This window comes from Paenibacillus sp. FSL K6-1217, from assembly GCF_045040735.1.
Lineage (GTDB): Bacteria > Bacillota > Bacilli > Paenibacillales > Paenibacillaceae > Paenibacillus_AQ.
This window is the reverse complement of the sequence record NZ_CP150271.1, coordinates 5,930,417-5,953,867: the sequence shown is the minus strand read 5'-3', so window position 1 is coordinate 5,953,867 and position 23,451 is coordinate 5,930,417. Positions and strand designations below refer to the sequence as shown.

General features: G+C 50.1%; 19 protein-coding genes. 6 read left to right on the top strand and 13 right to left on the bottom strand.

The features are described 5' to 3' along the window. Window positions 1–179 precede the first annotated feature (179 nt). The 5 genes from MHH28_RS26275 to MHH28_RS26255 all read left to right on the top strand — a co-directional run bounded on the left by MHH28_RS26275 (window position 180) and on the right by MHH28_RS26255 (window position 6,403). Window positions 180–2,060, top strand: a complete 1,881-nt coding sequence (locus MHH28_RS26275) for a leucine-rich repeat domain-containing protein (RefSeq protein ID WP_405107011.1) — start codon at window positions 180–182, stop codon at window positions 2,058–2,060. A gap of 161 nt (window positions 2,061–2,221) precedes the next feature. Next, the gene (locus MHH28_RS26270; protein WP_405107008.1) at window positions 2,222–2,998 is read left to right on the top strand and encodes a class I SAM-dependent methyltransferase; all 777 of its coding nucleotides are present in this window, start codon (window positions 2,222–2,224) and stop codon (window positions 2,996–2,998) included. A gap of 213 nt (window positions 2,999–3,211) precedes the next feature. Beyond that, entirely contained in the window at window positions 3,212–5,050 is a 1,839-nt protein-coding gene (locus MHH28_RS26265) for an HSP90 family protein (protein WP_405107006.1), read from the top strand. Next, the gene (locus MHH28_RS26260) at window positions 5,051–6,109 is read left to right on the top strand and encodes a hypothetical protein (RefSeq protein WP_405107003.1); all 1,059 of its coding nucleotides are present in this window, start codon (window positions 5,051–5,053) and stop codon (window positions 6,107–6,109) included. A gap of 213 nt (window positions 6,110–6,322) precedes the next feature. Beyond that, the gene (locus tag MHH28_RS26255) at window positions 6,323–6,403 is read left to right on the top strand and encodes a putative holin-like toxin (RefSeq protein WP_405117258.1); all 81 of its coding nucleotides are present in this window, start codon (window positions 6,323–6,325) and stop codon (window positions 6,401–6,403) included. 378 nt (window positions 6,404–6,781) lie between these two features. Here MHH28_RS26255 and MHH28_RS26250 read toward each other — a convergent pair whose 3' ends face one another. Next, window positions 6,782–7,645 carry an AraC family transcriptional regulator N-terminal domain-containing protein gene (locus tag MHH28_RS26250; protein ID WP_405107001.1) on the bottom strand — a complete coding sequence of 288 codons (864 nt, stop codon included), beginning with the start codon at window positions 7,643–7,645 and terminating at the stop codon, window positions 6,782–6,784. Window positions 7,646–7,790: 145 nt separating this feature from the next. Between MHH28_RS26250 and MHH28_RS26245 the strand changes: the two genes are divergently transcribed. Continuing rightward, window positions 7,791–8,546, top strand: coding sequence for an SDR family NAD(P)-dependent oxidoreductase (locus tag MHH28_RS26245; protein WP_405106998.1), 756 nt, complete (start codon window positions 7,791–7,793; stop codon window positions 8,544–8,546). Between the two features lie 92 nt (window positions 8,547–8,638). Here the strand turns inward: MHH28_RS26245 and MHH28_RS26240 are convergent, their stop codons facing one another. The 12 genes from MHH28_RS26240 to MHH28_RS26185 form a co-directional block, all read right to left on the bottom strand. Next, window positions 8,639–12,676: an S-layer homology domain-containing protein gene (locus MHH28_RS26240; protein WP_405106995.1), complete on the bottom strand. Its 4,038-nt coding sequence runs from the start codon at window positions 12,674–12,676 to the stop codon at window positions 8,639–8,641. Between the two features lie 417 nt (window positions 12,677–13,093). Further along, a complete protein-coding gene (locus MHH28_RS26235) occupies window positions 13,094–14,128 on the bottom strand; it encodes a hypothetical protein (RefSeq protein ID WP_405106992.1) in 1,035 nt (344 codons plus the stop codon). 46 nt (window positions 14,129–14,174) lie between these two features. Next, window positions 14,175–15,128, bottom strand: coding sequence for a class I SAM-dependent methyltransferase (locus tag MHH28_RS26230; RefSeq protein WP_405106989.1), 954 nt, complete (start codon window positions 15,126–15,128; stop codon window positions 14,175–14,177). Window positions 15,129–15,133: 5 nt separating this feature from the next. Beyond that, window positions 15,134–15,982: an FkbM family methyltransferase gene (locus MHH28_RS26225; RefSeq protein WP_405106987.1), complete on the bottom strand. Its 849-nt coding sequence runs from the start codon at window positions 15,980–15,982 to the stop codon at window positions 15,134–15,136. Window positions 15,983–16,021: 39 nt separating this feature from the next. Next, window positions 16,022–16,756, bottom strand: a complete 735-nt coding sequence (locus MHH28_RS26220; RefSeq protein WP_405106984.1) for an ABC transporter permease — start codon at window positions 16,754–16,756, stop codon at window positions 16,022–16,024. Window positions 16,757–16,838: 82 nt separating this feature from the next. Beyond that, complete coding sequence (locus MHH28_RS26215; protein ID WP_405106982.1) at window positions 16,839–17,594, bottom strand: ABC transporter permease; 756 nt, start codon at window positions 17,592–17,594, stop codon at window positions 16,839–16,841. Window positions 17,595–17,625: 31 nt separating this feature from the next. Then, the gene (locus MHH28_RS26210; protein WP_405106979.1) at window positions 17,626–18,630 is read right to left on the bottom strand and encodes an ATP-binding cassette domain-containing protein; all 1,005 of its coding nucleotides are present in this window, start codon (window positions 18,628–18,630) and stop codon (window positions 17,626–17,628) included. Between the two features lie 32 nt (window positions 18,631–18,662). Next, window positions 18,663–19,769 carry a radical SAM protein gene (locus MHH28_RS26205; RefSeq protein WP_405106976.1) on the bottom strand — a complete coding sequence of 369 codons (1,107 nt, stop codon included), beginning with the start codon at window positions 19,767–19,769 and terminating at the stop codon, window positions 18,663–18,665. Window positions 19,770–19,883: 114 nt separating this feature from the next. Next, window positions 19,884–20,972, bottom strand: a complete 1,089-nt coding sequence (locus MHH28_RS26200) for an SPASM domain-containing protein (RefSeq protein ID WP_405106973.1) — start codon at window positions 20,970–20,972, stop codon at window positions 19,884–19,886. A 27-nt stretch (window positions 20,973–20,999) separates the two neighbouring features. Next, the gene (locus tag MHH28_RS26195) at window positions 21,000–22,115 is read right to left on the bottom strand and encodes a UDP-glucuronosyltransferase (RefSeq protein ID WP_405106970.1); all 1,116 of its coding nucleotides are present in this window, start codon (window positions 22,113–22,115) and stop codon (window positions 21,000–21,002) included. Window positions 22,116–22,161: 46 nt separating this feature from the next. Further along, complete coding sequence (locus MHH28_RS26190; protein ID WP_209875463.1) at window positions 22,162–22,413, bottom strand: acyl carrier protein; 252 nt, start codon at window positions 22,411–22,413, stop codon at window positions 22,162–22,164. Between the two features lie 13 nt (window positions 22,414–22,426). Next, a complete protein-coding gene (locus MHH28_RS26185; protein ID WP_405106968.1) occupies window positions 22,427–23,377 on the bottom strand; it encodes an NAD-dependent epimerase/dehydratase family protein in 951 nt (316 codons plus the stop codon). Window positions 23,378–23,451: the final 74 nt, after the last annotated feature.

The window sequence follows — 23,451 nt, the reverse complement described above, 5'->3', positions numbered from 1 at the left end:
TACATCGGCACTCATCCCCCGCAATGCCGCAGTATTCCACCAGAGGCAGCCACACCCTGCTGCGCTCAAATAAAATTCTTTTTGCCATCAGTTGGCTGGCTCTCTCTTCTCAGGCAGGTATAATGGAATAAAAGCAATATTAAAGAGGTCATCATCACATCATGAAGGAGGAGGCATTCGTGGCTTTTATTCCCTTGAACTGTCCCAATTGCAGCGGAAGAATTGAATACAAGGAAGGGACCATCCTCAAGTGTCCTTATTGCCAAACAGAGCTGCTGCTGAAGCAAAATAATGTCTACTATGTGGATCAGACCATTAATCATTATCACGGGACACCCCCTCCTGAGGCTGCGCCGAAGCCAACCGTCTCCGTCTCCATCCCCATAAGGCTGGTGCTGATTCTGCTGCTGGTGCTGGGAGGGGCCGTCGGTACTTATCTTTATTCCAGCCTCAGCTCTCCGCAGAAGGCAACCAAAGCGAATCTGTCTGTACGGACGATGCCCGAAAGCGAGGTCCTGCTCACCTTCCTGCGGGAGATTCTGAATAAGGGATCAGCGATGCCGACAGAGGAGGAATTGGCCTCTCTGCGCTATCTGACCGTGGAACGTACAGACAATGACCAGTGGCAATTTACCTACAGCTTCTCCGACCCCTTCAGCAATGCGCAGGCTGAGAAGCTCACTTATGTGACCCAAGACAAGAAGCTGAATACCCAGCGGATTGATCAGCGGGATTTCGAGGCGTTCAAGGGGCTGACGGCACTGGACCTGAAGGGTACCTATGAGATCAACCAGCCAGATCAGACTACATTTGCCCACATGCCCGGATTAAAAAGCTACGGCGGCGCCTTTAACGAATCTTTCAGTAAATTCTCCGGCTACTTCGGCGACAAGTCTAAGATTACGGAGCTGTCCACTCAGCTGCGCAGCAATCAGGAACTCGCCATGCTGCTGGATTTCCCTAATCTAAGCTCTCTGGCCATTACCTATGTCGACGAGTCGGTAACGGATTTGCATCTGCTGAGTAAGCTGCCGCTGAAGTCCCTGTCCCTTACCTTCGTTAATGACCTGGGGTGGTTATCTTCCATGACCGGGCTGTCTTCTCTGGCTATCTATCACAGTGAAACCACAGATCTGCAGCCGTTATACGCCTTAACCGGGCTCCAGAAGCTTAAGCTATCCTATTTGGCCAATGTGAAATCGATCGACTTCGTGCAGAATATGCCTGCCCTGCAGACGCTTGATCTCGAAAATGTTAATATCTCCAGCCTGGAGCGTCTGGCCGGCAAAACTTCCCTTACTTCACTCCGCCTGGCTTCCTTAAGCAAGCTTGGATCGGTAGCGGCTGTGAACACCCTGACCTCTCTGAGGGAATTCACATTGTCCGGTTACTATGAGGAGGCTAAGGCGTTAACCTTGCCAGGAGCCAAGCGGGTAGAGATCCCAACCTCCCTTCTCTCCGGACTGAAGGCTCCTGCGGTGACGAACCTGACACTCCGGGGCGGAAACGGGGAGCTGAGCATGGCCGGTCTGGGGAAATTCCCGGCGCTTGCGGAGCTGTCCCTCTGGGGCATTGATGATATCACCCAGCTTGGCAAGCTGGACAGCTTGCCACGGCTGAAGACACTAAGCATCTACGATTCATCGCTGTATTCAGAGAGCGACGCCTTGTTCCGCCTGAAGCAGGTGAACTCACTCGTGTGCTCGGAATGCCGCCTGAATTTCGGTCAGGCGGCAGCCGCGCCAAACAGCGCGCTTGAACGTCTGACCTTGGACCGGCCCTATTTCTCTAGGAACAACACCTCTATCAGTGAGGTTGACCAGATAATGCCTTATTTCGCGAACCTGTCCGCCCTGCGATCCTTCACCCTGCAGGACAACAACCTTGCTTCTCTGGAGTTCATGAGCAAGTGGCAGGCTGTTGAAGAGCTTCATCTGGAGAACAACGCGATTTCCGATATAGAGCTTCTGAGCAAGCTGCCCAAGCTGCAACAGGTATTCCTGGCTGGTAATTCCGTGGCGAATAAGTCCGTGCTTGATGCGGGCGTGCTGGTATATTAAATCCCCATGAATGCGCAAATAGACCGCCCTCCCGGCAGAGGTTCGCGGTCTATTTTGTCGACAGTACTCTTATAGGGAAATCTTATTAACTGTATAGACACTATATATTTCATTTATAAGATGCGCAGCACTATACTGAATTTCAAAAGGAGGAGAAGTACATGACTCAACCAACTTCCAACAACCAATGGCAGGCGGACACGTATGATCACAAACTGGATTTCGTCTCCAAGCTGGGCGGCGATGTCCTCTCGCTGCTGCAGCCTCAGCCCGGCGAACGCGTGCTGGATATCGGCTGCGGGACAGCCGACCTCACGGCGAAGATTGCAGCCGCCGGAGCTGAGACTGTCGGCATTGATCTGTCGCCGGAGATGATCGCGCGCGGCAGCAGCAAGTACCCGCATCTGAATCTCAGCGTAGGGAATGCGTATACTTACCGGACCGCTCAGCCCTTCGATGCGGTATTCTCCAACGCTGCGCTGCACTGGATGAAGGACGCACACGCCGTTGCCGCGACGGTAGCAAGTGCACTGCGGCCCGGCGGGCGGTTCGTCGCCGAATTCGGCGGCTACCGCAACGTTGCCGCTCTAGTTGAAGCTACCGAGGCGGCATTGGCCGCGCATGGTTATGACCCGCAGGGGCGCAATCCATGGTACTTCCCTACCGCCGGAGAATATGCGGCAGTGCTGGAGGCACATGGCTTCCTGGTCACGCTGGTCCAGCATTTCGAGCGGCCGACTCCCTTGCAGGGAGAGAGCGGCATCCGGGACTGGCTGGACATGATGGCCGATGACTTCTTCTTCGATGTCAACGCAGCGGACAAGGTTGCAGTCTATCACCGGGTTGAAGAACAGCTGCGGCCGGAGCATTACCGGCAGGGGCAATGGATCGCCGACTACCGGCGGCTGCGGGTCTGTGCAGTGCAGCAGGCAAACTGAGTATTAGATAAGCGGATTGCCTTCATATTGACTAGAAGCCCCGGTCCTTTCAAGACCTTGGGTTTCTTTTATAATGCAATGATAGAGAACGCTTGGGAATATATGTTTCTCATCATACAGCATCTGGGTAATACATAGGGTTGCGTCCGTCTACATAGTTATTGATTGTTGGCATGAGCACAAGCAAAATGATTACAGAACAGGAGAATCAAGATGGAGAACCAAGACCGGGATACCTACCGCTTTCAGGTGAATTTAAGCGGTATGATCAACATTTTGTCTAACCATTTGTATAGCAGCCCGAAGGTATTCTTAAGGGAGCTGCTCCAGAATGGCATAGACGCGATTACTGCACGGCAGGCTTATTCGCCGGAAGGATACGAGGGCAAGATTCATGTCGAGGTCAGCGGAACGTCCACCGGGGCGACTTTATTGGTCGAAGATAACGGAATCGGGTTAAACGAGGCAGAGATTCATGAGTTCCTGGCCATGATCGGACAATCCTCCAAGCGGGGCGAGGACTTCCTCTCCACCAATACCTCTTTTATCGGCCGGTTTGGCATCGGGCTGTTGTCCTGCTTCATGGTGAGTGACGATATCGTCATGGTTACCCAATCGGCCAAGGGCGGCCCTGCCCTGGAATGGCGCGGGAAGCCGGACGGCACCTATACGATCCGCAAGCTCGAGGGGCAACATGCTCCTGGCACCAAGGTTTTTTTGCGTTGCAAAGAAGGCTCCGAAGCCTACTTCGAGGAGAACAACCTGCAGGAAGGGCTGTTCCATTACGGCGCACTACTGCCTTATCCGATTCAGCTGGTGTCGGACCGTAACACCCGCCTGATTAATCCGCTGACCCCGCCGTGGGTCAAAGATCCGCAGCTGGCCCGGAAGCACCGTGAAGAGGTGCTGGCCTTCGGCAAGCAGGTGCTTGGAGAGACGTTCCGCGATTTCATCCCCCTGCACACCGCCTCGGGCCGGACGGGAGGCATCGCCTTCATTCTGCCACATGCGGTGAATCTGAACGCCAAGCGCAATCATCGGGTGTACCTGAAGCACATGCTGGTCTCCGAAGCTGCCAGCAATATCCTGCCGGACTGGGCCTTCTTCGTGAAATGCCTGATCTGGACCGATGAACTCCAGCCGACCGCGTCCCGGGAGCATTTCTATGAGAATGCCCAGTTGGAGCAGGTGCGGGAAGAGCTCGGGAATGCCATTCGTCAGGAATTGATGCGGATGGCCGAGTATGACCCGGACCGCCTGCAATCGATCATTTCACTGCACGCCTTATCCATGAAGGCGCTCGCGGTGGAAGATTCGTCGTTCTATTCTATCATTCATGAGTGGCTGCCGTTTGAGAGCACGTATGGCAGAAAAACGCTTGGCGAGCTGAAGCAGCAGCCTCCCCTGTACTTCACGGCAACGCTGGACGAATACCGTCAGATTACGCATGTGGCTTCTGCCCAATCCATGCTAGTGGTGAACGGCGGGTATATTTATGATGCTGAGCTGCTGTCCCGGCTGCCGCTCATTGACCCGGATGTGCAGACGGAACGGCTGCTGCCGGAGGAGGTCTCGTTATCCTTTACCGACATTACCCCTCAAGAGCGTCTGGACTACTATGAATCTGTAAGACTCGCAGACAGTGTCCTGCAGAAATTCCGCTGTCAGGTGCAGCTTCGCCGTTTCAAGCCGGAAGAGATTCCGGTGCTCTACACACTGTCCGAGGAATCCGCCCAGTGGCGGGTACTTGAGGCAACGAAGGAAGTGAGCACCGACGCTCTTTCCTCCGTGCTAGGCAGCCTGGGCGCTTCGCTTAAGGATACGGCATACGCTACCCTTTACTTTAACCTGAACAATCCCGTCATTGAGAAGGTATTCCATCAGGGGAATCAGGCCACGCTGCCTTCTATTGTCGAGATGCTATACTGCAATGCGCTATTGATGGGACATTATCCGATGAACCGCCAGGAGATCGCGCTCCTGAACCAAGGCATTATTCAATTTATTGATTGGGGATTGACGGCCAGTCGATCCGCAGAAGGAGAGAAATAAATGAACGTTACCGAGATGGATTTCGATGAATTGATGGAAGAAGCCTATAGCCTGCCCGGAGGCAAGGCTAAGCTGGAATTGCTGGAGCAGGCGGTACGGGTGGCCGACGCCGCAGGCGATATCGATCAGGGCTATGAGGCCCGCAGTGAAATTGTAGAGCTGGGCAGCTTCCACGGGTATCCGATGAAGGCGCTGGTCGCCTTCTCCTGGCAGCTTGGTCAGTATGACAAGAACCCGGGCCGGTTCGATGATTACAGCCTGATGTGGTCGTACAAATGGGTGCTGGACCGTATCACTGCTTTTGCAGATATCAGCCGCACTCAGATTGAGAACCTGCTCGAGGATATGAAGGCCCGCTATGCGGCCGAAGGCTACAGCAGCCGTACCTATCACTATTACCGGGCAAATATTCTCGAAGATTTCGGGGAGCTGGAAGCTTCACAGGCCGAATGGGCGATTGTCCAGACCATGGACCGGGACGAGATGAGCGATTGTGAGGCTTGTGAGCAGCATAGCCTGGTCGAGTTCCTGGCGAAGCGGGGGGACGACGAAGCAACCGTGAAGGCAGCCGAGCCGATTCTCAAGGGCCGGATGACCTGCGGTGAGGTCCCTCATGTGACCATTACGAAGGTGCTGTTCCCTCTCCTGCGGCTGGGCCGCCAGGCGGAAGCGGATAAGCTTCAGAAGAAGGGCTACAAGCTGGTCAAAGGCAACCGCGACTTCCTGTATCATCAGGGAGAGCATATCGGTTACCTGACCTTGACCGACCCGGTCAAGGCGCTGGAGGTCTTCGAAGAGTATATCGCCTCCTCGCTCGATCATGAGAACCCGGTCGATCAGATGATCTTCAATGCTTATTCGGCCAAGATGTTCCGCCGTCTGTCCGAGGAATCCATCCGGTTCCAGGTCAAGCTTCCAGCCGGACACCCGTGTGATCGTCAGTCTGAGGATGTAGCAGCGCTTGCGAAGTACTTCCGGCAATTAGCTCAAGCCACCGCAGAAAAGCTGGATAAGCGGAATGGTAACGGGTACTATACTGAGCTTCTGGAGAAGTTGTAGGATGCTTTCCTGCACCGATGTGTAAGGATAAGCGCAAATAAGAGCAGCTCCCGTATTGGGGGGCTGCTCTTTACGCATAATAATTACGCATTTACGTCAAAACTTTTCCAAACATAGGTAATATTACGGCATCTGATATGTTATACTGATTGAGCAATAGAATAGGCTTAGAAGGGCCGGTCGGCTACCTCTCTCAGAAGGGAGGGATGCCTTGTGACAGTGTTTGAAGCAATCATGCTGATGCTAACCTTTGGTTCGCTTATCGTAGCGCTGCTGTCCAATACACGCAAATAGACCGCCCCCCACAAAGGTATGCGGTCTATTTGTCGTATCCTGTTGTTGATGCCTACCGCCCTTAAAAGCGGCTATTGCTCTGGAGAGTCGTGTTGACGCACGGCTCTCTTAGCATTGTACGCCCGTTCTGCTTATACTATACCACAGGTGTTAACTCATGTTAACAGTGGTTAACAAATTTGTGAGCTCCAGTCCGAAGACGCAGCTCCCGTATTGAGGAGCTGCTTATTACTCAGTTTAACGAGGACAATCCGCTGGAAGTGCTGGAGACACTGAACATGCTTTTCGGCAAACAGCCGGCGTTATTCAATGAAGCGGGGACAGCCGCGGGAGCTCAGGAGTGACTTCCTGCATTCCCCGCAGCTCTTGCCTGACCTTCTAATCCCTCATGCTTTCAATTCGTCTTAGGCTCTCCGTGTCCCGGGCTGGAGATGCACCGAAGAAGCGAGAATACTCCCGATTGAACTGCGAGGGACTCTGATAGCCAACATGATATGCGGCACTTGCTACTGGATAGCCCTCGAAGGCAATGAGGTTTCTGGCCTCCAGGAGCCTTAATTGCTTTTGAAATTGAATAGGACTTAACCCCGTAGCCCGTTTAAACTGTCGGTGAAAGGTATTTATAGCCATCCCCGATTTCGATGCCAGCTCGCCAATGTCTATTGGACTCATAAAATTACTCCGAAACCATTTTACAATTTGAGATATCCTGGACAAATCACTTTCCCGCTGACCAAATTGCCTCAGATTCCCTCCTTGTGGTCCCATCAGTACGCGATACAGGATTTCGCGCTCATAAGCTGGTGCAAGAGCCGGAATATCTCTGGATGCTTTTGATAATCGCAATAAACGCAGCCAGGCCTCCATCAATTCAATATCCATGTCGCAAGCTGCGAATGGCCCGGAGGCAGCCGGTAATAGATTCTCCTGGAGATCTCTTAGCAGACTCTGAAGAACATTCTGATTCAACTTGAGACCAAGGGACATGTAAGGATGGCCATAGCGGTCTGGATGTACAATCGCCGTTGCAGGAACATGCACGGGTAACACGTAATATGATGGCCCTGCCAGTTCCGTGCTGCGCCCCCCTATTGATAGAATCTTTCTTCCTTGAACCGTAAAGCCAATCATTGGCTCGTATAGCGCTGCAAGTTGATGATTGGGGATCTCTCCCTTAATCATACTCAGCCCCGGTACTCCGGTCTCCATCTGCCTGGTGCCCGCATCTTTCATCAGCTCCATTATTTCTTCAAGGACGTTTTTCATGCACATAGTTTATCACACGAATGGTGCTTTTAGGCAATCAATAGGCACTTTCAGGTCTATTTTGATATGTCAGCTGCCGCTACAATTAGAACCAGGCCGAACACAAAACAAGGAGGATCTTATGAAAATTGCGATAGTCACGGGTGGAAGTAATGGCATTGGAAAAGCGACGGCACTGGAGCTTGGCAATCACGGAATTAGCGTCATTCTCACCTACAATTCCTATAAGGACCGTGCAGAAGATGTCGTACTGGATATCGAGAAAAATGCAGGTGTCCGGGCAGTCGCACTGAAGCTGGATCTGACTCAGATCTCAACTTTTGCAGGCTTTATTCTAGAAGTGAAACAGAGCCTCCAAGACATTTGGAACCGGACAACCTTTGATTACTTGGTGAATAATGGCGGTATCGGCGGACCCATCCTGTTCAGTGAGATGAGTGAAGAATATTTCGACAAGATTCTGAATACGAACTTTAAAGGACCGATTTTTCTAACCCAACAGCTTGCCGGATTCATGGAGGACGCCGGAGCTATTGTAAATACTACGAGTTCATCCAAAAATCAATCATTTCCGGGCTATTCCGTCTATGGCTCGTTAAAAGCAGCATTCTCAACTTGGACCCGCTACATTGCCAAAGAGCTTGCCCCCCGCCAGATTCGGGTCAACGCCGTATCGCCTGGTCCAACACACAGCAATTTTGGCGATGGAGTATTCGATAAACATCCCGAATTCATTAAGCCGCTGGCGGAGCAATCTGTATTTGGCAGAATCGGCCACCCCGAAGATATAGCGAAGGTTATTATGAGCTTGTTGTCCGATGAATTCGGGTGGGTAACAGCCCAGGACATTGAAGTATCTGGCGGACATTTGCTTTAAGATCATGCCCCTGCCCGATAAAAGCCAAAAGACCGTCCTCCCGGCAAAGGGAGTGCGGTCTATTTGACATGCCCTGTTCTTATGCGAATCTCTTACTTATTATACAATCTGTAGAGGAATACAGCAGCTTCTGCTTTAGTGGTGTTGCCAGCCGGATTGACCTTGTTACCGCTGCCTTGGATAAGCCCTTCCTTGACCATGGCGGCTACGCTGTTAAGCGCATAGGATGCAACCTTGGACTTGTCGGAGAATTTCTGCAGATCCGCAGCCGTACCCTGGTTATTCAGCTTCTTCTCCAGCTTCAAAGCTCTTTCGGTCAAGACCATCATGTCCTGTCTTGTGATCTTAAGCGCGCTGCCGAATCTGCCATTGTCCAGGCCATTCGTAATCCCAAGCGCTTTGGCCACTCCAATCTCATTATAGTAGTAAGCATTTTCCTGTACATCGCTGAAATTGCCATTTACCTTTGCATTCAAGCCAAGTGCTCTGACAAGGGAGTACAGGAAATCCGCTCTGGAGATATCTGTTGACGGATTGAATAATTGGCCCTCTGTCTTAAGAATATCCTTCGATGCAAGAACTTCGACTGCGTTCTTGGCCCATCCTGCCTTTCCGAGATCTGTGAATGTCTTGGATACATAAGCTACTGCGAAGTCGCCGAAATGAGTAGTTGTGAAGGTTACCATACCGGTCTTGGAAGCATAACGTCCGCTTGGTACGGTCATCACCTTTCCGCTTCCGTCCATGTACCGGATAACTATCATTTCAGGATTCTTCAATTCGTCCGCTGACGGCTGGTAGGGCACGGATACGGTTACAGGTGCACCGGGATTGCTCCAGGCTGTTTCTTTGCCGTCCACCTTAAGACTAAGCTGAATGACTGGCTTATCACCAAGAGCCGCCTGCACTTCTGCCGGGAGCCCCAACTTGTCGCCTCTTCCAATCTCCAGCGATACTTCCTTGCCGCTGCTTTCAGGTGTGCCTGTCAACATATTACCGGAGATGACGACCTGACCGAATTCGGTAGAAAGGGTCAATTTGTTATCCCTGGTTCCGCCGGTCAGCGCTGCGGCAGGCAAGCCTACCGAGTAGGTATTCACTCCTTGCACGGCAGGGATGTCCAGCGTCACATTGTTCTTGATGAATTCCTTTGCTTGTGCCAGATCCGATACCTTAACTGATGCAGTCCCATTGTTCACTGTTGCCTGCATGGTTACTGTCTGACCTTCTACAACGGGTACTGCAGGTGACGGTGTTGCAGATGCAACAGGTGCAGAGGTTGCATAGGTTCCACCAGGTGCAGGCGTTGCAGGCGCTGGTGTTGCTGGTTCAGGTGTTGCAGATGGTGTTCCTGGTTCTGGAGTGGACGGAGTCTCCGTCTTGCTATTGGTTACTTGTAGGGTATATATCTTAACCCTGCCGTCAGCACCTGTGACCTCAACCTTTATATCTGTTTTGGTGCCCGGTGTCAGCGCTATAGCTTCGGAAGCTGTACCGCTAGCAACCACCTTATCGTTGACTTTAAGGGTTGACCTGCTATCTGCCGCTGCCGCTGTCACGGTAATGCTGCTGGCATCCTTCAGGGACACCTCGTACTCTGTGGTGGCTGCGATGAACGCCGGCTCGAGTGTTCCCGCACTCAGGGACAAGCTGCTGAGGTCGGCATTCACACTATTTGGGGTATAGACTCCAAGATCGCCAAGGTCGATGGCATTGTTCTGGATTTGCCCGTATTCGCCTGCAAAATAATCATCCAGATACGAATGCCCCAGAATGAATCGGTCCGGCTTCATGGCGCCATAATAACCGGCATTCGCATTGCTCTGACCGTCAAACAGGACATAGCTTCCCTGCCATCCCGAACCGGTTACGCCCCAGCTGATGATGTGATCGATATACGGGGCAAATTTGTTGAACATTTTGTAGAGCAGTGCGTACTGATAACCCAGGGCGTCCGACTGTCTCACATTGAGCACTGCGGGAGCGGTCGCGCCGCCTCCGGGGGCATCCGTCGGCACCTTCAGGTCAAGCTCTGAATAGGTAATACCCGACAACAGGCCGCGGTCAACCAGTGAGGCATAGAGGGCCATCGCGTATTGGTTATCGCTGGCAAGGGTCTTCCCCACCGCATCATGTCCTTGGATACCGATGTCCTCGATCAGGGGTCTTCCGTCATACAGCGGATCGGAGCGCCATGCGGTATTTAATTCGAGAACCATGTTGTATACGGTTCTAGCTTTACTGCGGGTGGCAAGCCCGTAATCGTTGTAGGTCAGCTTCGGAGGATTGTCAACGATGTAACTGTCAATGCTGCCTTTAGTGTCGTGTCCATCCAACTTCATGTACTCTGGAAGGTTCGCGTAATTGGCTTTGTAAGCTTCCGCCATCTTGGCGTTGGGGGCCGCGATGTGCGCATTTCGGAAGAGCAGGTAAATGTAATGGTCGGTGATGTCGCCGCCAATCTGATCATCCGACATCGCAGCAAGCCAGTTGGTGTGTTTCAGGCTCGCTCTCCAGCTGTTCGCATCCCCCGGGATGATCTCGCTGTGGCGGCTCTCGTGTACCTCTTCGTTGAGTACATCCCAGGAATTGAAAGGAATGACGCCACGGGCTTCGCTTGAGCCATACTTCGTATCTGTAGTCAGGAAGTGCCTCATCACATACATGGTGTGGTTAAACTGCACTCTTCTCGCCATGTCTTTGTCTACCTTAACCGTGGTTGTAACGCCATTGCCCAGCCCGTAGAAATTGGCAGAGCCGTTATAACCGGAAGGAAGGCTTGCAGGAATCATCTGCGCCATCCAACCAGGGGCCTGGTTATACCATGCCAGAACATGGCCATGAGACTTGTACTGTCCGGGAGTTCCCGAATCTCGGATCGCCTGATAAGAACTGGTAGGGAAGCTGTATTCCGCTAAGCCGGGGGCAGCGGTTGCGCCGTTCAGCGCCTCGCCGTTCACGTTCTTCAGCCATTCCGGGCCACGGGGATGCGTACCCTCGGCCTTCAGATTGTTGCCGTCGACGAAGATCTCATAGTGATTGGCGCGGGTTCCGGTTACGGGCCCGGTGCCGATTGCGCCGACCATGAACAGGCCATTCTCCTTATTGTACACACTCTTTAGAGGCGCTACGGCACTCTGGTGTTCCTTGTTGACTACGTTCGGAAGGGCCTCGCCATTCGGATCTGGGGCGGTAATCTGGATGTTCGAGACCAGCAGAATCCCCGTTTCTTCAGGCCGGGCATTCTCCCCATGAAGCTCAAGAATGAAGTTTGAGGAATTGCCTGCTGAGGCGGTGATACTGTGATGCGCCTTCAGCCAGGATTCACCGTTGTAGCTGCCCACCCAGTCAGGATTCAGGTTGCTATACTGGTAATCCCTGAGGTAGCTGTCAAGGTTGTCATTGGTATTTCTGACTCTCCATCTCATGAATTTGCCTTGCGCACTCTTGGGATAGTAGACATCGAATTCAATGGTTGAACCCGCTGTGACATTAACGGCCGGGGACAACGGGGATTCCAGACTGATGCCGCCGAACGTGCTTTTCCCGTTGTGGGCGTAGTTAATCTGGAGCACTTCCGCTTTCCCTTGGGCATCTGCAAAAGGATACGCGATCGTCTTGAATGTGCCGCCGGCAAAGTCGGCAGGGACACGGTTATCCAGCGGAGTTCTAGCTTTCCAGGCATTCGTAGGCGCGGTCACTTTGACAGGAACCTTACCCGGACCCGGATCAAGCCGGAAATACGGGTCAGAGCCGTCAGATTTGATATTTGCAGTAAATTTCATTATAGCTTCTTTAAGACTTGCAATAGCTTCTTCGGCAGGAGTGTTCGCATTACGTGCGAACTCAAGCGCATCGTTAAGTGCTTGAAGTTCGTCGACATGCACCCATGGCAACGCCTGGTTCACATCTGAACCATAGACCGACCCATACACAGACTGGCTGACTTGGAGCGGGAACTCCGCATTGCCGGTTTTTAGGGCTTCGGCTTGCGCAATAAGGTCGCTCAGTTCGGTTATTGGTGCGTCTTCGGCCGCAGCAGCCGGGACGGGAGTATACGTGAAGATGGAGAACAACATGATGAGTACGAGAAGGCGGGAGATACTGACTACATATTTTCTACTGTTCATCTTAGTTTGACTCCTTTTCTTAAGGAAACCATATTTACTCCTGTAGTAATGATCATGCCTGGCTTGACGACAGCTCCATACACCCCCTCTGAACTGAAATGGGACATCCACTGAAAGCGTATTCACAAAAGCAGATGGGCAGCAACTGTAAACGCCTTCTTTTGCAGCGCTGAAACGCTTATAACTCTTCTAACTGCTCTCATATTAACAACAGGAAGCGAAAGTCTAAATACGGGTAATGCACGATTCATTATAATATATTACGAAAATGGACACACTTCTCGGCTCACCCTGCCAGGAAAAAGGAAATCTGGTGTGGTAATGGAATATCTTCAGGTCAACGCAAAATAGACCGCCCTCCCAGCAAAGGCTTGCGGTCTTGTAATTACAACGGTTGGCTCGTGGATTCAGCTTTAATTATCTCGCAGCCTCTAACATTAAATAAAATTGATGATGAAAATGCACTTCATTCTTATATATTTTTGTAAATAAACCCACGCACTTGTCCATGATTTCCCCAGTGAACGTTTGGGACATGATGGCTTTATTCGAATAGAACCTTACCGTCTTCCAGTCATTAATAATTTGGTCCAGTAACGGGTCAAGCGTATCTTTGGCATGGATATGATCAAGGTTGTACTTATAGAGCGTATTTAACCTGTATTTCTCAGAACATTTTCTATAAATAGTACTGCTTAGTGTTTCTATAATCGTTTCATTGGTTAGAATGAGCTCGTAATTTTCTGCCAGCAACAATATATTATTCAAGCTTTCCGTGATTTCATTTTGATACCTGAACATATTATCTACAAATTTATTGATATTGGTGTGTGCTATCTTCTTATGGTTCGAAATCTCATGATCACCAGGGGACACTAGGGCATATTCCCAAAAGTAGTTTGGCATTTTGACGTGTTCCGATGTCAGGCATGATAATTTAAATTCTGAAAATGGCAGAGAATATTGTCTGTATTCTGTAATATCATCCACCGTATATATTTCCCCGTTCGTAAGATTGAAGCCATAGACAAAAACAGGGTGCAGTCCATGTTTTTTGTTATAGTAAAAGTCTCTCCCGCGTTGATAAAATAAATCGATAAAAATGGAAACCGGATGACCACTAGAAATAGAGTGTATGATCTCATCTTGTAAAGTATCTAATGCAGGAGATGTTCTGCGAACAGAGATACCCATTTCCTCAAGTATCTTCTCTTCATTCTCGAGATCCAACACTTCTAACTTGAAATATCCTCTTGTTTTTATTTTTTGTTTGTCAAATCTATAAATAGTAATGACATTATTCAAAATCGGCAGCTCATCTTTTTCGAAATAATTAGCAAGCGTTAATAACAAATTGTAGTCGCAATTAAAATAAGGAAAATTATGATGAGGAAACATTTTGATCATACCGTCGAAGGGTTGAAAGGTATTCAGGGAAACAATTTCATCCATAAAATAGTTCTCCTATACTAAAATTATTGTCGATAGTACAGCGATGTTACCTCTTAACCAGGTTCATCATCCGGTATTGCCACGTTCCAGCCTTCATCTCTTCATATTTCTTCGAGCCGGGCAATGCGATGAAATCATTGATATCTCCAATATTCGTGCTTGCATTGGCGTTGTTCGCAATCCCTTGTGTGCCCGTACGTTGCTTTGCATTCTCCTCACACGACAGAAGGACATTCGAAGTCACATCCTGATTGCGGATTACGGACAGGCCTGCTTCCTCTAACAGCCTCACGTTCTGCGCTACCTGCTCTTCCAGCATCAGCTCCGTATACAGAAATACGCCGCCAGTTCTCATGATCCGGTACACTTCTTCATAGAAGCGTGATCGATTCGGATAGGCATGTGCGGATTCCATATTCAATACAACATCGAAGCTCTCGTCTGCAAACGGTATATTCTCCGCATCGCCGACGAGATAGAAAGCTTCAGCCCATCGGGATTTAGCACTGCAATACGCAATATTCGAAGGGCAGATGTCGAGACCAACAACAGACAGAGGCTTGAAATATTTATATAAAGCTGCTATATTCCCTCCCCTGCCGCATCCGATGTCGATAACCAGCCGCTCCCGGATCGCCGTTCTGCCCACTACCTCGAGCAGCAGCTTGACTGAATTTCTATTCCATGCATCGTCGGGCTCGATCACCGCATGTTGCTCATTCCCGTGCGGGACGTAACCATAGTTTAAGAAGGTGGCGAACCGGCCGATGCCGGAAAGCGCAAGGGAATTCGAAATCTCGCTATAATCTCGAATTTCGCCCTCTTTACGATTCCAATCGGAAGGGTGGACAAACTGCTCCCGCCGGTCGAGCATCGATACATAACGATGATCGATCGTATATGCCGCATCGCAGTTGCGGCATTGCAGCAATGCATCCGACCGGACCAGCCCGCCCTTGCAGCTGGAGCATACCAACCTTGCATGCAGATGCTGTAGCATGACTATCACTCAGTCGATGTATGCGTTTGATTCAACGCGTACACATTATAGTAATTTGGGATATTCAAGTCTTCGTAGTAATCGATCGAGACATGGAAGCCGTTGGTTCGGAAGATGTTTTCGAGCCTGCTGATCTGTTCTCCGTCCAGCCCGTGTACCTCCATTACAATTTGCCTGATTTTGCCCCAATCCTCCGGACGGATGCCTTCCAGCACCTCAAATTCACTTTTTTCCACGTCGATTTTGAGCAGATCAATTGGGTTCAGATCGTAATAGCGGATCATTTCGGAGATCGTAGTTAGCTTGCAGCGATAGATTTGTTCATTCAGAAGCCTCGGCGACATCAGATGATCAACAAATCGGTTTAGCATTCGCGGGTCAGGGAAATCATCTCTGTAATGGTTGATTAACCCGTACCGGAGATCCTGATCGTGGTTCTCCCGGTATTTGATCTGGACAGAATCCGTGGACATCGTAGGGAAATAGGCAAACTCCGCATCCTTGATCTCATTGGATAGCCCAACATTAACCGTCGTTACGCGAGGCAGCGAGCCCGTATTCATCTTCAAGAGTTCAAACGTCGGAGGCAGTGGCTCAAAGGCATACACCCTGCAGTTGCTCTTGCTGCTGACATATAGGGTGAACATGCCGATATTAGCCCCGACATCCATGACCGTGCCATGATCCGGGAGCGTAATCCCGTGCTTGAAATACATCTCCTTGTGGAAAATCTCGTTGTAGAGGAACTCGGTCTCGCCTTCATTGTTTTGATAGATTTCGATCCCGTTGTGCAGCCGCTTCTTGGCGATGGCCTCTGTCTGCGACGAAAGGCGCTCATGCTCCATCCTGCTCATCCGATTCACCTTCTCAACAATTTGTTTTTTGGCATTTCTCTAACTGCTGGCGCTCTCATAGTGTCTGACGGCCAGCTTCCAGAACAGCCTGACCACTACAAGCGATATCACAGGAGCTGCAAAAATCCATATCCCAAGGAACAAGTCCAACCGGTCGATCAAATAAACCGATGGCATGTTGGTGATAAACAAGATAGGCACGACATACAGTCCTATTCTCCGCAGCCATTTGGGGTATATGTACATCGGCATATTATTCAAATCCCAGCATTTGTCCAGTATGTCGAAGATCGCACCGGACTTCACCGTCCAGAAGGCGAGAATCTGCGGAAGCAGAAGCACTGAGTAGGTCACGATCGTACTGCTCAAGATCACGCCGATATATCCGGCCAAGTGGATAAAGCTTGGTTCGATGCCAAGCCGCTGCCAGGCTATTACGATCATCGTGATCCCGGCAATCAGGTTCGGAATCGGAAACGCGAAGTTCACGTGCCGTAATGAAATCATGAATTGCAGCGATAGCGGCTTCGTCATATACAAGTCCAGCGTCCCGTTGCGGATATGGCCGGCGAATCTATAAAAGTTATCCATAAACAGTCCAGTATAGATTGCGATCATAATCGTATAGGTCCCGGTGAAGATCATCATCTGGTCAGGAGAAATTCCATTAATTTCGATCCCCAGCTGGTAAACGAAGATGATATAGATCAGCTTGGAAAACAGAAATACGGTCTCCATGATCAAACCGGAGTAGAAATTCGCTTTGTATTCCATGTAACCGATCAAACTGTTCTTTGCGAAAATAAAATACATACGTACGTGCTTCCGAATCTCAGACAAGCGGATACTCACAGATCTAACCTCCAACGGCTACATATTTCTTCATCCCGGAATCCCAAGACAACTTAGAAATGATCATAAGCACAATGACCCAAACCGCCTGTAAGAGGAGCCCGTTCACGATTTCATGAACCGCCAAGCTCCCGTTGATGATCTTCACCGGGAAGAATACGACATACTGGAACGGCAAATAGCTGGAGATTCTGGCAAACGTATCTCCGAAAATATTAAGCGGAAAGATGGCGCCGCTGAGCAGGTATACGCCTTGGTTGAACGCGATAAAAACGCCCCAAACCTCAGTAATGATGAACGCAAGCGCACTAATCGAATAAAAGAGCAGGAAGTTGATGAGCAGCCCGAACAGAATACTGACCAGGAACATCACGATCTGCCCCGCTCTAAGCTGAAACTCCCAAATCTGAGTAAACACGATCATCAGGATGACGAATAAGACAAGGACGACCCCGGTCTGAACCGTTTTCCCCCCGAAAAAATTGCATATCCGATAGCTGAAATAATGAATGGGCTGAGCGATAAATTTGCTCAGTCCACCCGTCTTGATATCATTCGCGATCTCCCCTTCGAAGCCGGCAGAAACCAGCTTGGAGACGACGCCGGACAACACGGAATAAATGATGATCTGCGAATACGAATAGCCGTTAATGATCTCTTGCGGCGAGCTGCGAAACACGGCCGTCCAGAGAAAGCATTGGACGAGTATGATGAAGCCGCCGCTGATGATACTCATCAGGAAATCAGTCCGATATTCCATCGCATTCTGAAGCGCAAGAGTGTACGTCCTTTTATACTTTTGCAAGGCTTTCATGTCTGACCCCATCTTTCTGATATAAGCTTTCGATGCCTCGCTCGACAGGTATATCTTCAACTGTGAAGTCGAGGATCGGGAACCGGTCCAGCATCATCTTGGAAAGCCGCTGGAGATCATGCTTATCGATCTCCATGATGGCATTCATGCCGTCATGTTGAGTAATAGTGCCATAGTCGCTTAGCGCTTGTCTCGGCACTTCGTCCGTAAATTGCAGCTTGATGATCTTTTTGGCATGGAACAGCTCGTTCACACGCCGAAGATCACCGTCGTATACGATCTTCCCTTGATTGATGATGATCGTTCGTTTGCACAGATCCTCAATATCCGCCATGTAGTGGCTTGTCAGAATGACCGTTGCCTTCGTCTGCTGGTTATAATACTTCAGGAACTCCCGAATGCGCTTCTGCGAAATCAGATCGAGTCCGATGGTAGGCTCATCCAGGAAAATCACCTTGGGCCGGTGGATGAGCGATGCAATGAGCTCCATCTTCATCCGTTCTCCCAGCGAGAGTCTCCGTACCTGAATGTTGAGCAGGTCTTTAACATCAAGCATCTCTGTAAGCTCATCCAGGACAAGGTTGTAGGGCTCATCCTCGACCTCATAGATGCATTTGTTCAGGTACAACGATTCGTTCGCCGGTAAATCCCACCATAACTGCGATTTCTGCCCCATCACGATCGAGAACTGCATCTTGAATTCTTTCTTTCGTTCCCAGGGGACATAGCCTAATACATTCGCCTGCCCGCTTGTCGGATACAAGATGCCGGACAGCATCTTAAGCGTAGTCGTTTTGCCGGAACCGTTCGGGCCTAAGAATCCGACCATCTCGCCTTGCTCGATGACAAATGATATTTCGCTAACCGCTTCTTTGATCAGTGATTTCCGGTTCACTAAATTTTTCAGAGATTTTTTGAGTCCCAATTCTTTTTCGTAGTATTTGAAGCTTTTGGATAAGTGTTCCACTTGGATAATGCTCACTGGTGCACCTCATTTATGTTCATTTAGAATCGTTAAACACCGTGCAAATGCAAGACACTGCACTTGGAACATGCCGGTGTCAGCCGTTCGTCCATCATTTCCCTTATCCTGCTGTAGGTCATGCTATGCCATAATTCCTGTACGGACGCTTCCTTTAATGTGCCGATCTCGAACTCCTTGAAGAATTTGCACGCGATAATCGTTCCATCGGGCGTAATGTCCATCCGGTTCGAGAGCGCCAGGCACTTCTTGTTCATCGTGCCTTTGCCCTTCACCTCTTTGCCGAGCACGAAATCTTCGATCTGGTCTTGATCCAGATTCGGCTGGTAGCGCAGACGCATTTTCCAGACCCGATGATTCACCCGGTCCAACTCGCTCATGAGAGTAGGGATACGCTCCGGATCGAGCTTATAGTTGAAGGCGTGCCAGCTTCGTTCGCCCTTGTGCCCGCTCGCCGGAAGGAAGTCGAACCTCTGGTCGAAGTGATCGTCCATTCCCTGGGAGCATTCGTCCGAGATGTACCACGGGAAGCAGACGATGACCAGATCTACGCCGATGCCCTCCAGAAAATCCAACAGATCGTACAGCTTGTCGGTCATACCATCGTTAACAACGGTATGGATCGAAATTTTGCCCCTGAACCGATTCTCCTTGCGCAGCTCGACCAGCTTGCGGATGGCAGCTATCGCCTTATTAAATACCCCATTGCCGCGAAGCGCGTCATTCTCGTCTTCGAATCCATCAAGCGCAATGAGCAGCTCCAGGTTGTCGGAGATTCTCTGCAAGGCGTCCAGCCTTCGCTCGATCAGCACCGCATTCGTACAGATCGTCGTCTCCCGGGGATAGGCTACAAGCAAATCGGCCAAACGGTCGAAATGGCTGTATACGAGCGGCTCGCCCCCCCAGATATAGAGTCTCGACTTGGCGGGTTCCGTCTCAAGGATCAGCTTCTCCAGCAGCCCGAAGTCGAGCTGTTCCCGCTGCTGCTCCGGTGTCATGAAGTGATGGTAGCCGGTGTCGTTCCATTGATAGCAATGCTTGCAGCGCAAGTTGCACTGGTTCGTCAGTTTAATCCCGACCGACTCCGGCAATGGTGTCGCGTAACCCGCTATTTTCTCCATATTCCGCTTGGTTTCCAATGTATTCCTGATGGTACGTTTCAATATTTGCAAATCCTTTGCGGAATGTTTAATCTCTGATTTCGGATTCATATCAACACACCCTTCTTAAATGTGATAGGTCATTCACATGAATCAGTAGATATAATATCTTGAACAAGCCGTACAAATCGGAAGCATATTTTTTTTCATATACGCGCGGTACTCTTTGTACTTGTCACTACTCCAGATATCCAGCAAATTCTCTTCATTCACGTTGCCGAAGGTCAAATCATAGAAGGCATGGCAGGGCGAAACATCGCCCCTTGCCGTAATCTCCGCATAAACCCATGGAAGAGAGCACTGACTTCGTTTATCCGCCATCTGATGGAATTGCCCCGAGAAATAGTTGCGCAAATTCACTTCATCTATCGTCTTCGGATAGGTGATCACATGGATGCTGTTTTTCAAGCAATACTCTTTAACCTTATTAAGCTGTCTCGTCAATTCCGGAATATCGATCTCGCTGAACGAACTGATGTCCCGCCACACCATCCCCTTGGCATAAGGAGCTTCATGCACGCCGAATTCCCCACTAAGAACCTCCACATATTGGTCATACTGCTCTTCCGTGGCATAGAGCTGCACTTCCATGCTGATATGGTCGAGCATCGACAAGTCGATATGCTTGAAGAAAAATTCCTCGACAAACATATAGTTCAAGGGCGTAATGATAAAGGATACACCCATCTTCGGAAAATGCTTGCCTTTACTTTGCCGGAGCTCATAGAGCTTCTCGATCCCCTTGATGACTTTCTTAAATACGCCTTTGCCCCTCTGCCTGTCGTTGATTGCCTCCGGGCCGTCGAGCGACACCCAGATTTTATTGGGCGCCGTCTCGGCAAGCATCTCGGCATGCTGCTCGAGCAATGTGCCGTTCGTGGGGAAGTCCGCTCTGCTTCCATAATGATTGATCATGGCGAGAATGTCGCCCAGCCAAGGGTACATCAGCGGCTCGCCGCCGAAGAAATCGTAATACGGCTTGCCGGGGCTGCACTGGACGATGATCTTTTTGATCAGCTCCGGGTCCAGCTGCGCTAATGTTTTTTTGCTTTTGTAGGGCCCTTCGAGTCCCCACTCATAGCACATCTTGCATCGCAAATTGCACTCCTCCAGCAGCTGCAAGACGATCCATCTCGGATAGCTCGTCGTATCTCGGGCGATACTCAATTTATTTACGCTCATAGCATAACCCCTTCTGCCGTTAAAATCTTACCTCTTCACTAACGCAACCCTCGAACAATAGTGATCCACATAATTCGTCCGTTCTCCGGGTCTGTTCCTGATCGCTTGATGCATCTCCTTAAGGACATCTACGGAAAAATCCGTCTCCCGCCACTTCTCGTAGCGTATTCCGAACCCCAGCGACTCCCACAATTCCAGATTGCTAAGCTCATGACTGCCGAACGGCTCCAGCAGAATAAGAGGGGTTGCGGAGGCAAGCGAGTCGATCAATGTACCCGCTCCCGGCTTGGCCACAATTGCCATCGCCTCCGAAGCGACGTCAAATAACCAATGATGATCAGCCTTAGCGGCGTATGATTTCGTATCTTCTCCCGCTATTTCAATGTATGGCGGAAACTCGTGCAGGCCGCTTCCGCTCTTCACCCATGAACACCAATCCGGATCGTTCATCCAATACCGGTGGTCGGGATCGGGCTTCGCTTCCTTCCAGTCGTAAGCTACGATATCAAGCCCATAGTTATGGCCGGCAAGCTCCGGAACTTTACTTTGATAAGTGCCCATCCCCCAGCCGCCGCCATGAACAACAAGCCGCCGCTTCCTTGATTCGAAGGGTATTAGCGTACCAGGAAGAACCGGGATTTCGTATCGAATCTCCATCTTATCGGTGTCATACAGACAAGCATTGTAATAATGCTCGTCATACCGGGGATGAAACTTCTTCAGGCTCTTCCAAGACGGGGCCAGATCTGAATCGACGTAGAGCAGGTCTACATGAATTGGATTCGGCCGCATCTTCTCCCTGTACAAATCCAGAATATAGACCCAGTGTCCGGATAGCGATATGAATTCGTACCGTTCTTCCGCTTTCCACGCCTCCAGCAATAGCTCTACCTGGGCATCATCAATGCTGCTCCGGATATCCATCGGCATTCGGGCCGAAAAATTGGCAAGTGCGAAATTATTGTGGTAAGCCTTCCTGCTGTCTGCAATATGATCCCTTTTGTCTTGCTCCAAATAGCTTTCGAACACGAGCACTTCCGTTGCGATATCCCTTTCCTTGAAAACGCTTGCAGCTAATAGGCCGGGAATATAGAAACCCAGACCGAACCCCGAGCATAGAATCGTTACTTTCCGCTTACCCATAAATTCTCTTCCTCCATCCATGGTTTCAAGCGCTTGCCTCTATCGTTCATACAGATGCCGTCTTCTGCAGCTCCGAGATATAATTGCAGAAGGCCGTAACCGACTCCAAAAAATCGAAGTCAAATTGTTCGAAATCGATTTCAATATCGAAACGCTCCTCCACCTTTAATAAGAAAGTAATTAGCTGTAACGAGTCGAGTCCCCCGTCTTCCATGATGCTGGAATGCTCGTTCAAGCGGTTTGCCAGCTGGGCGTCGTCCTTAATTTCGCTTATCATCGCTATGATCTGTTCTTGCATAAGTACCTCCCGTTTAATGGATATATTGACCTTGGTAATAATGGATCGTTCTAGCGAGTGCATCATGCAAACCGATCGCCGGTTCCCAGTCCATAATCGTCCTTGATATGGTAATATCCGGCTTCCTTCTCCTAGGATCGTCTTCCGGCAGCGGGAGAAACTCGATCTGTGCGTTGGACTTCATGAGCTCCTTCAATACTTGGGCGACTTCAAGTATGGTGACTTCATGCGGATTCCCCAAATTGACCGGCTGTTCATACGTGGTGCCCAGCAGTCTTATAATCCCTTCCAGCAAATCGTCGATATACTGAAAGCTTCTCGTCTGTCTGCCGTCGCCATAAATCGTAAGGTTGTGCTTGGACATGATTTGATTAATGAAATTGGTAATGACACGTCCGTCATATAAATCCATCTTCGGGCCGAATGTATTGAAGATCCGAATGACCCTTACCGGTATGCCGTATTTCCTGTTCATCCAGTAGGTGATCGCCTCTGCATACCGCTTTGCTTCGTTGTAGCAGCTTCTTGATCCAATCGAATTCACGTTTCCATAGTAGCTCTCCGGCTGAGGGTGGACGGTTGGGTTACCGTAGATCTCGCTTGTTGAAGCCAGGAAGAAAGCGGCCTGCTTTTCATTGGCCAGATGCAGCAGATGCATCGTCCCTTCGCTGTTGACCCTCATCGTTTCGATCGGATAGGCCAAATATTTGGGCGGGCTGGCAGGACTTGCGAAATGCATCACCCAATCGACCGGGCCTTCAACTGTGAGCGGATAAATGACGTCATGCTCGATAAACTTGAAATTTGGCGACCGTAAGAGATTGTCTATGTTGACAGCGGACCCGGTCAGAAAATTATCGACACCGATAACGGTATGGCCTTCCCGCAGCAGCCTCTCGGCAAGGTTGGAACCGATGAAGCCTGCGACCCCTGTTAATACGATGAATATAAAGATCCCCCCCATTGCTTAAGGTTTGTCAAACAAGCAGGAACTGTGTGGAGCTTATTCAATACGCTATATCACAATGATTATAATCC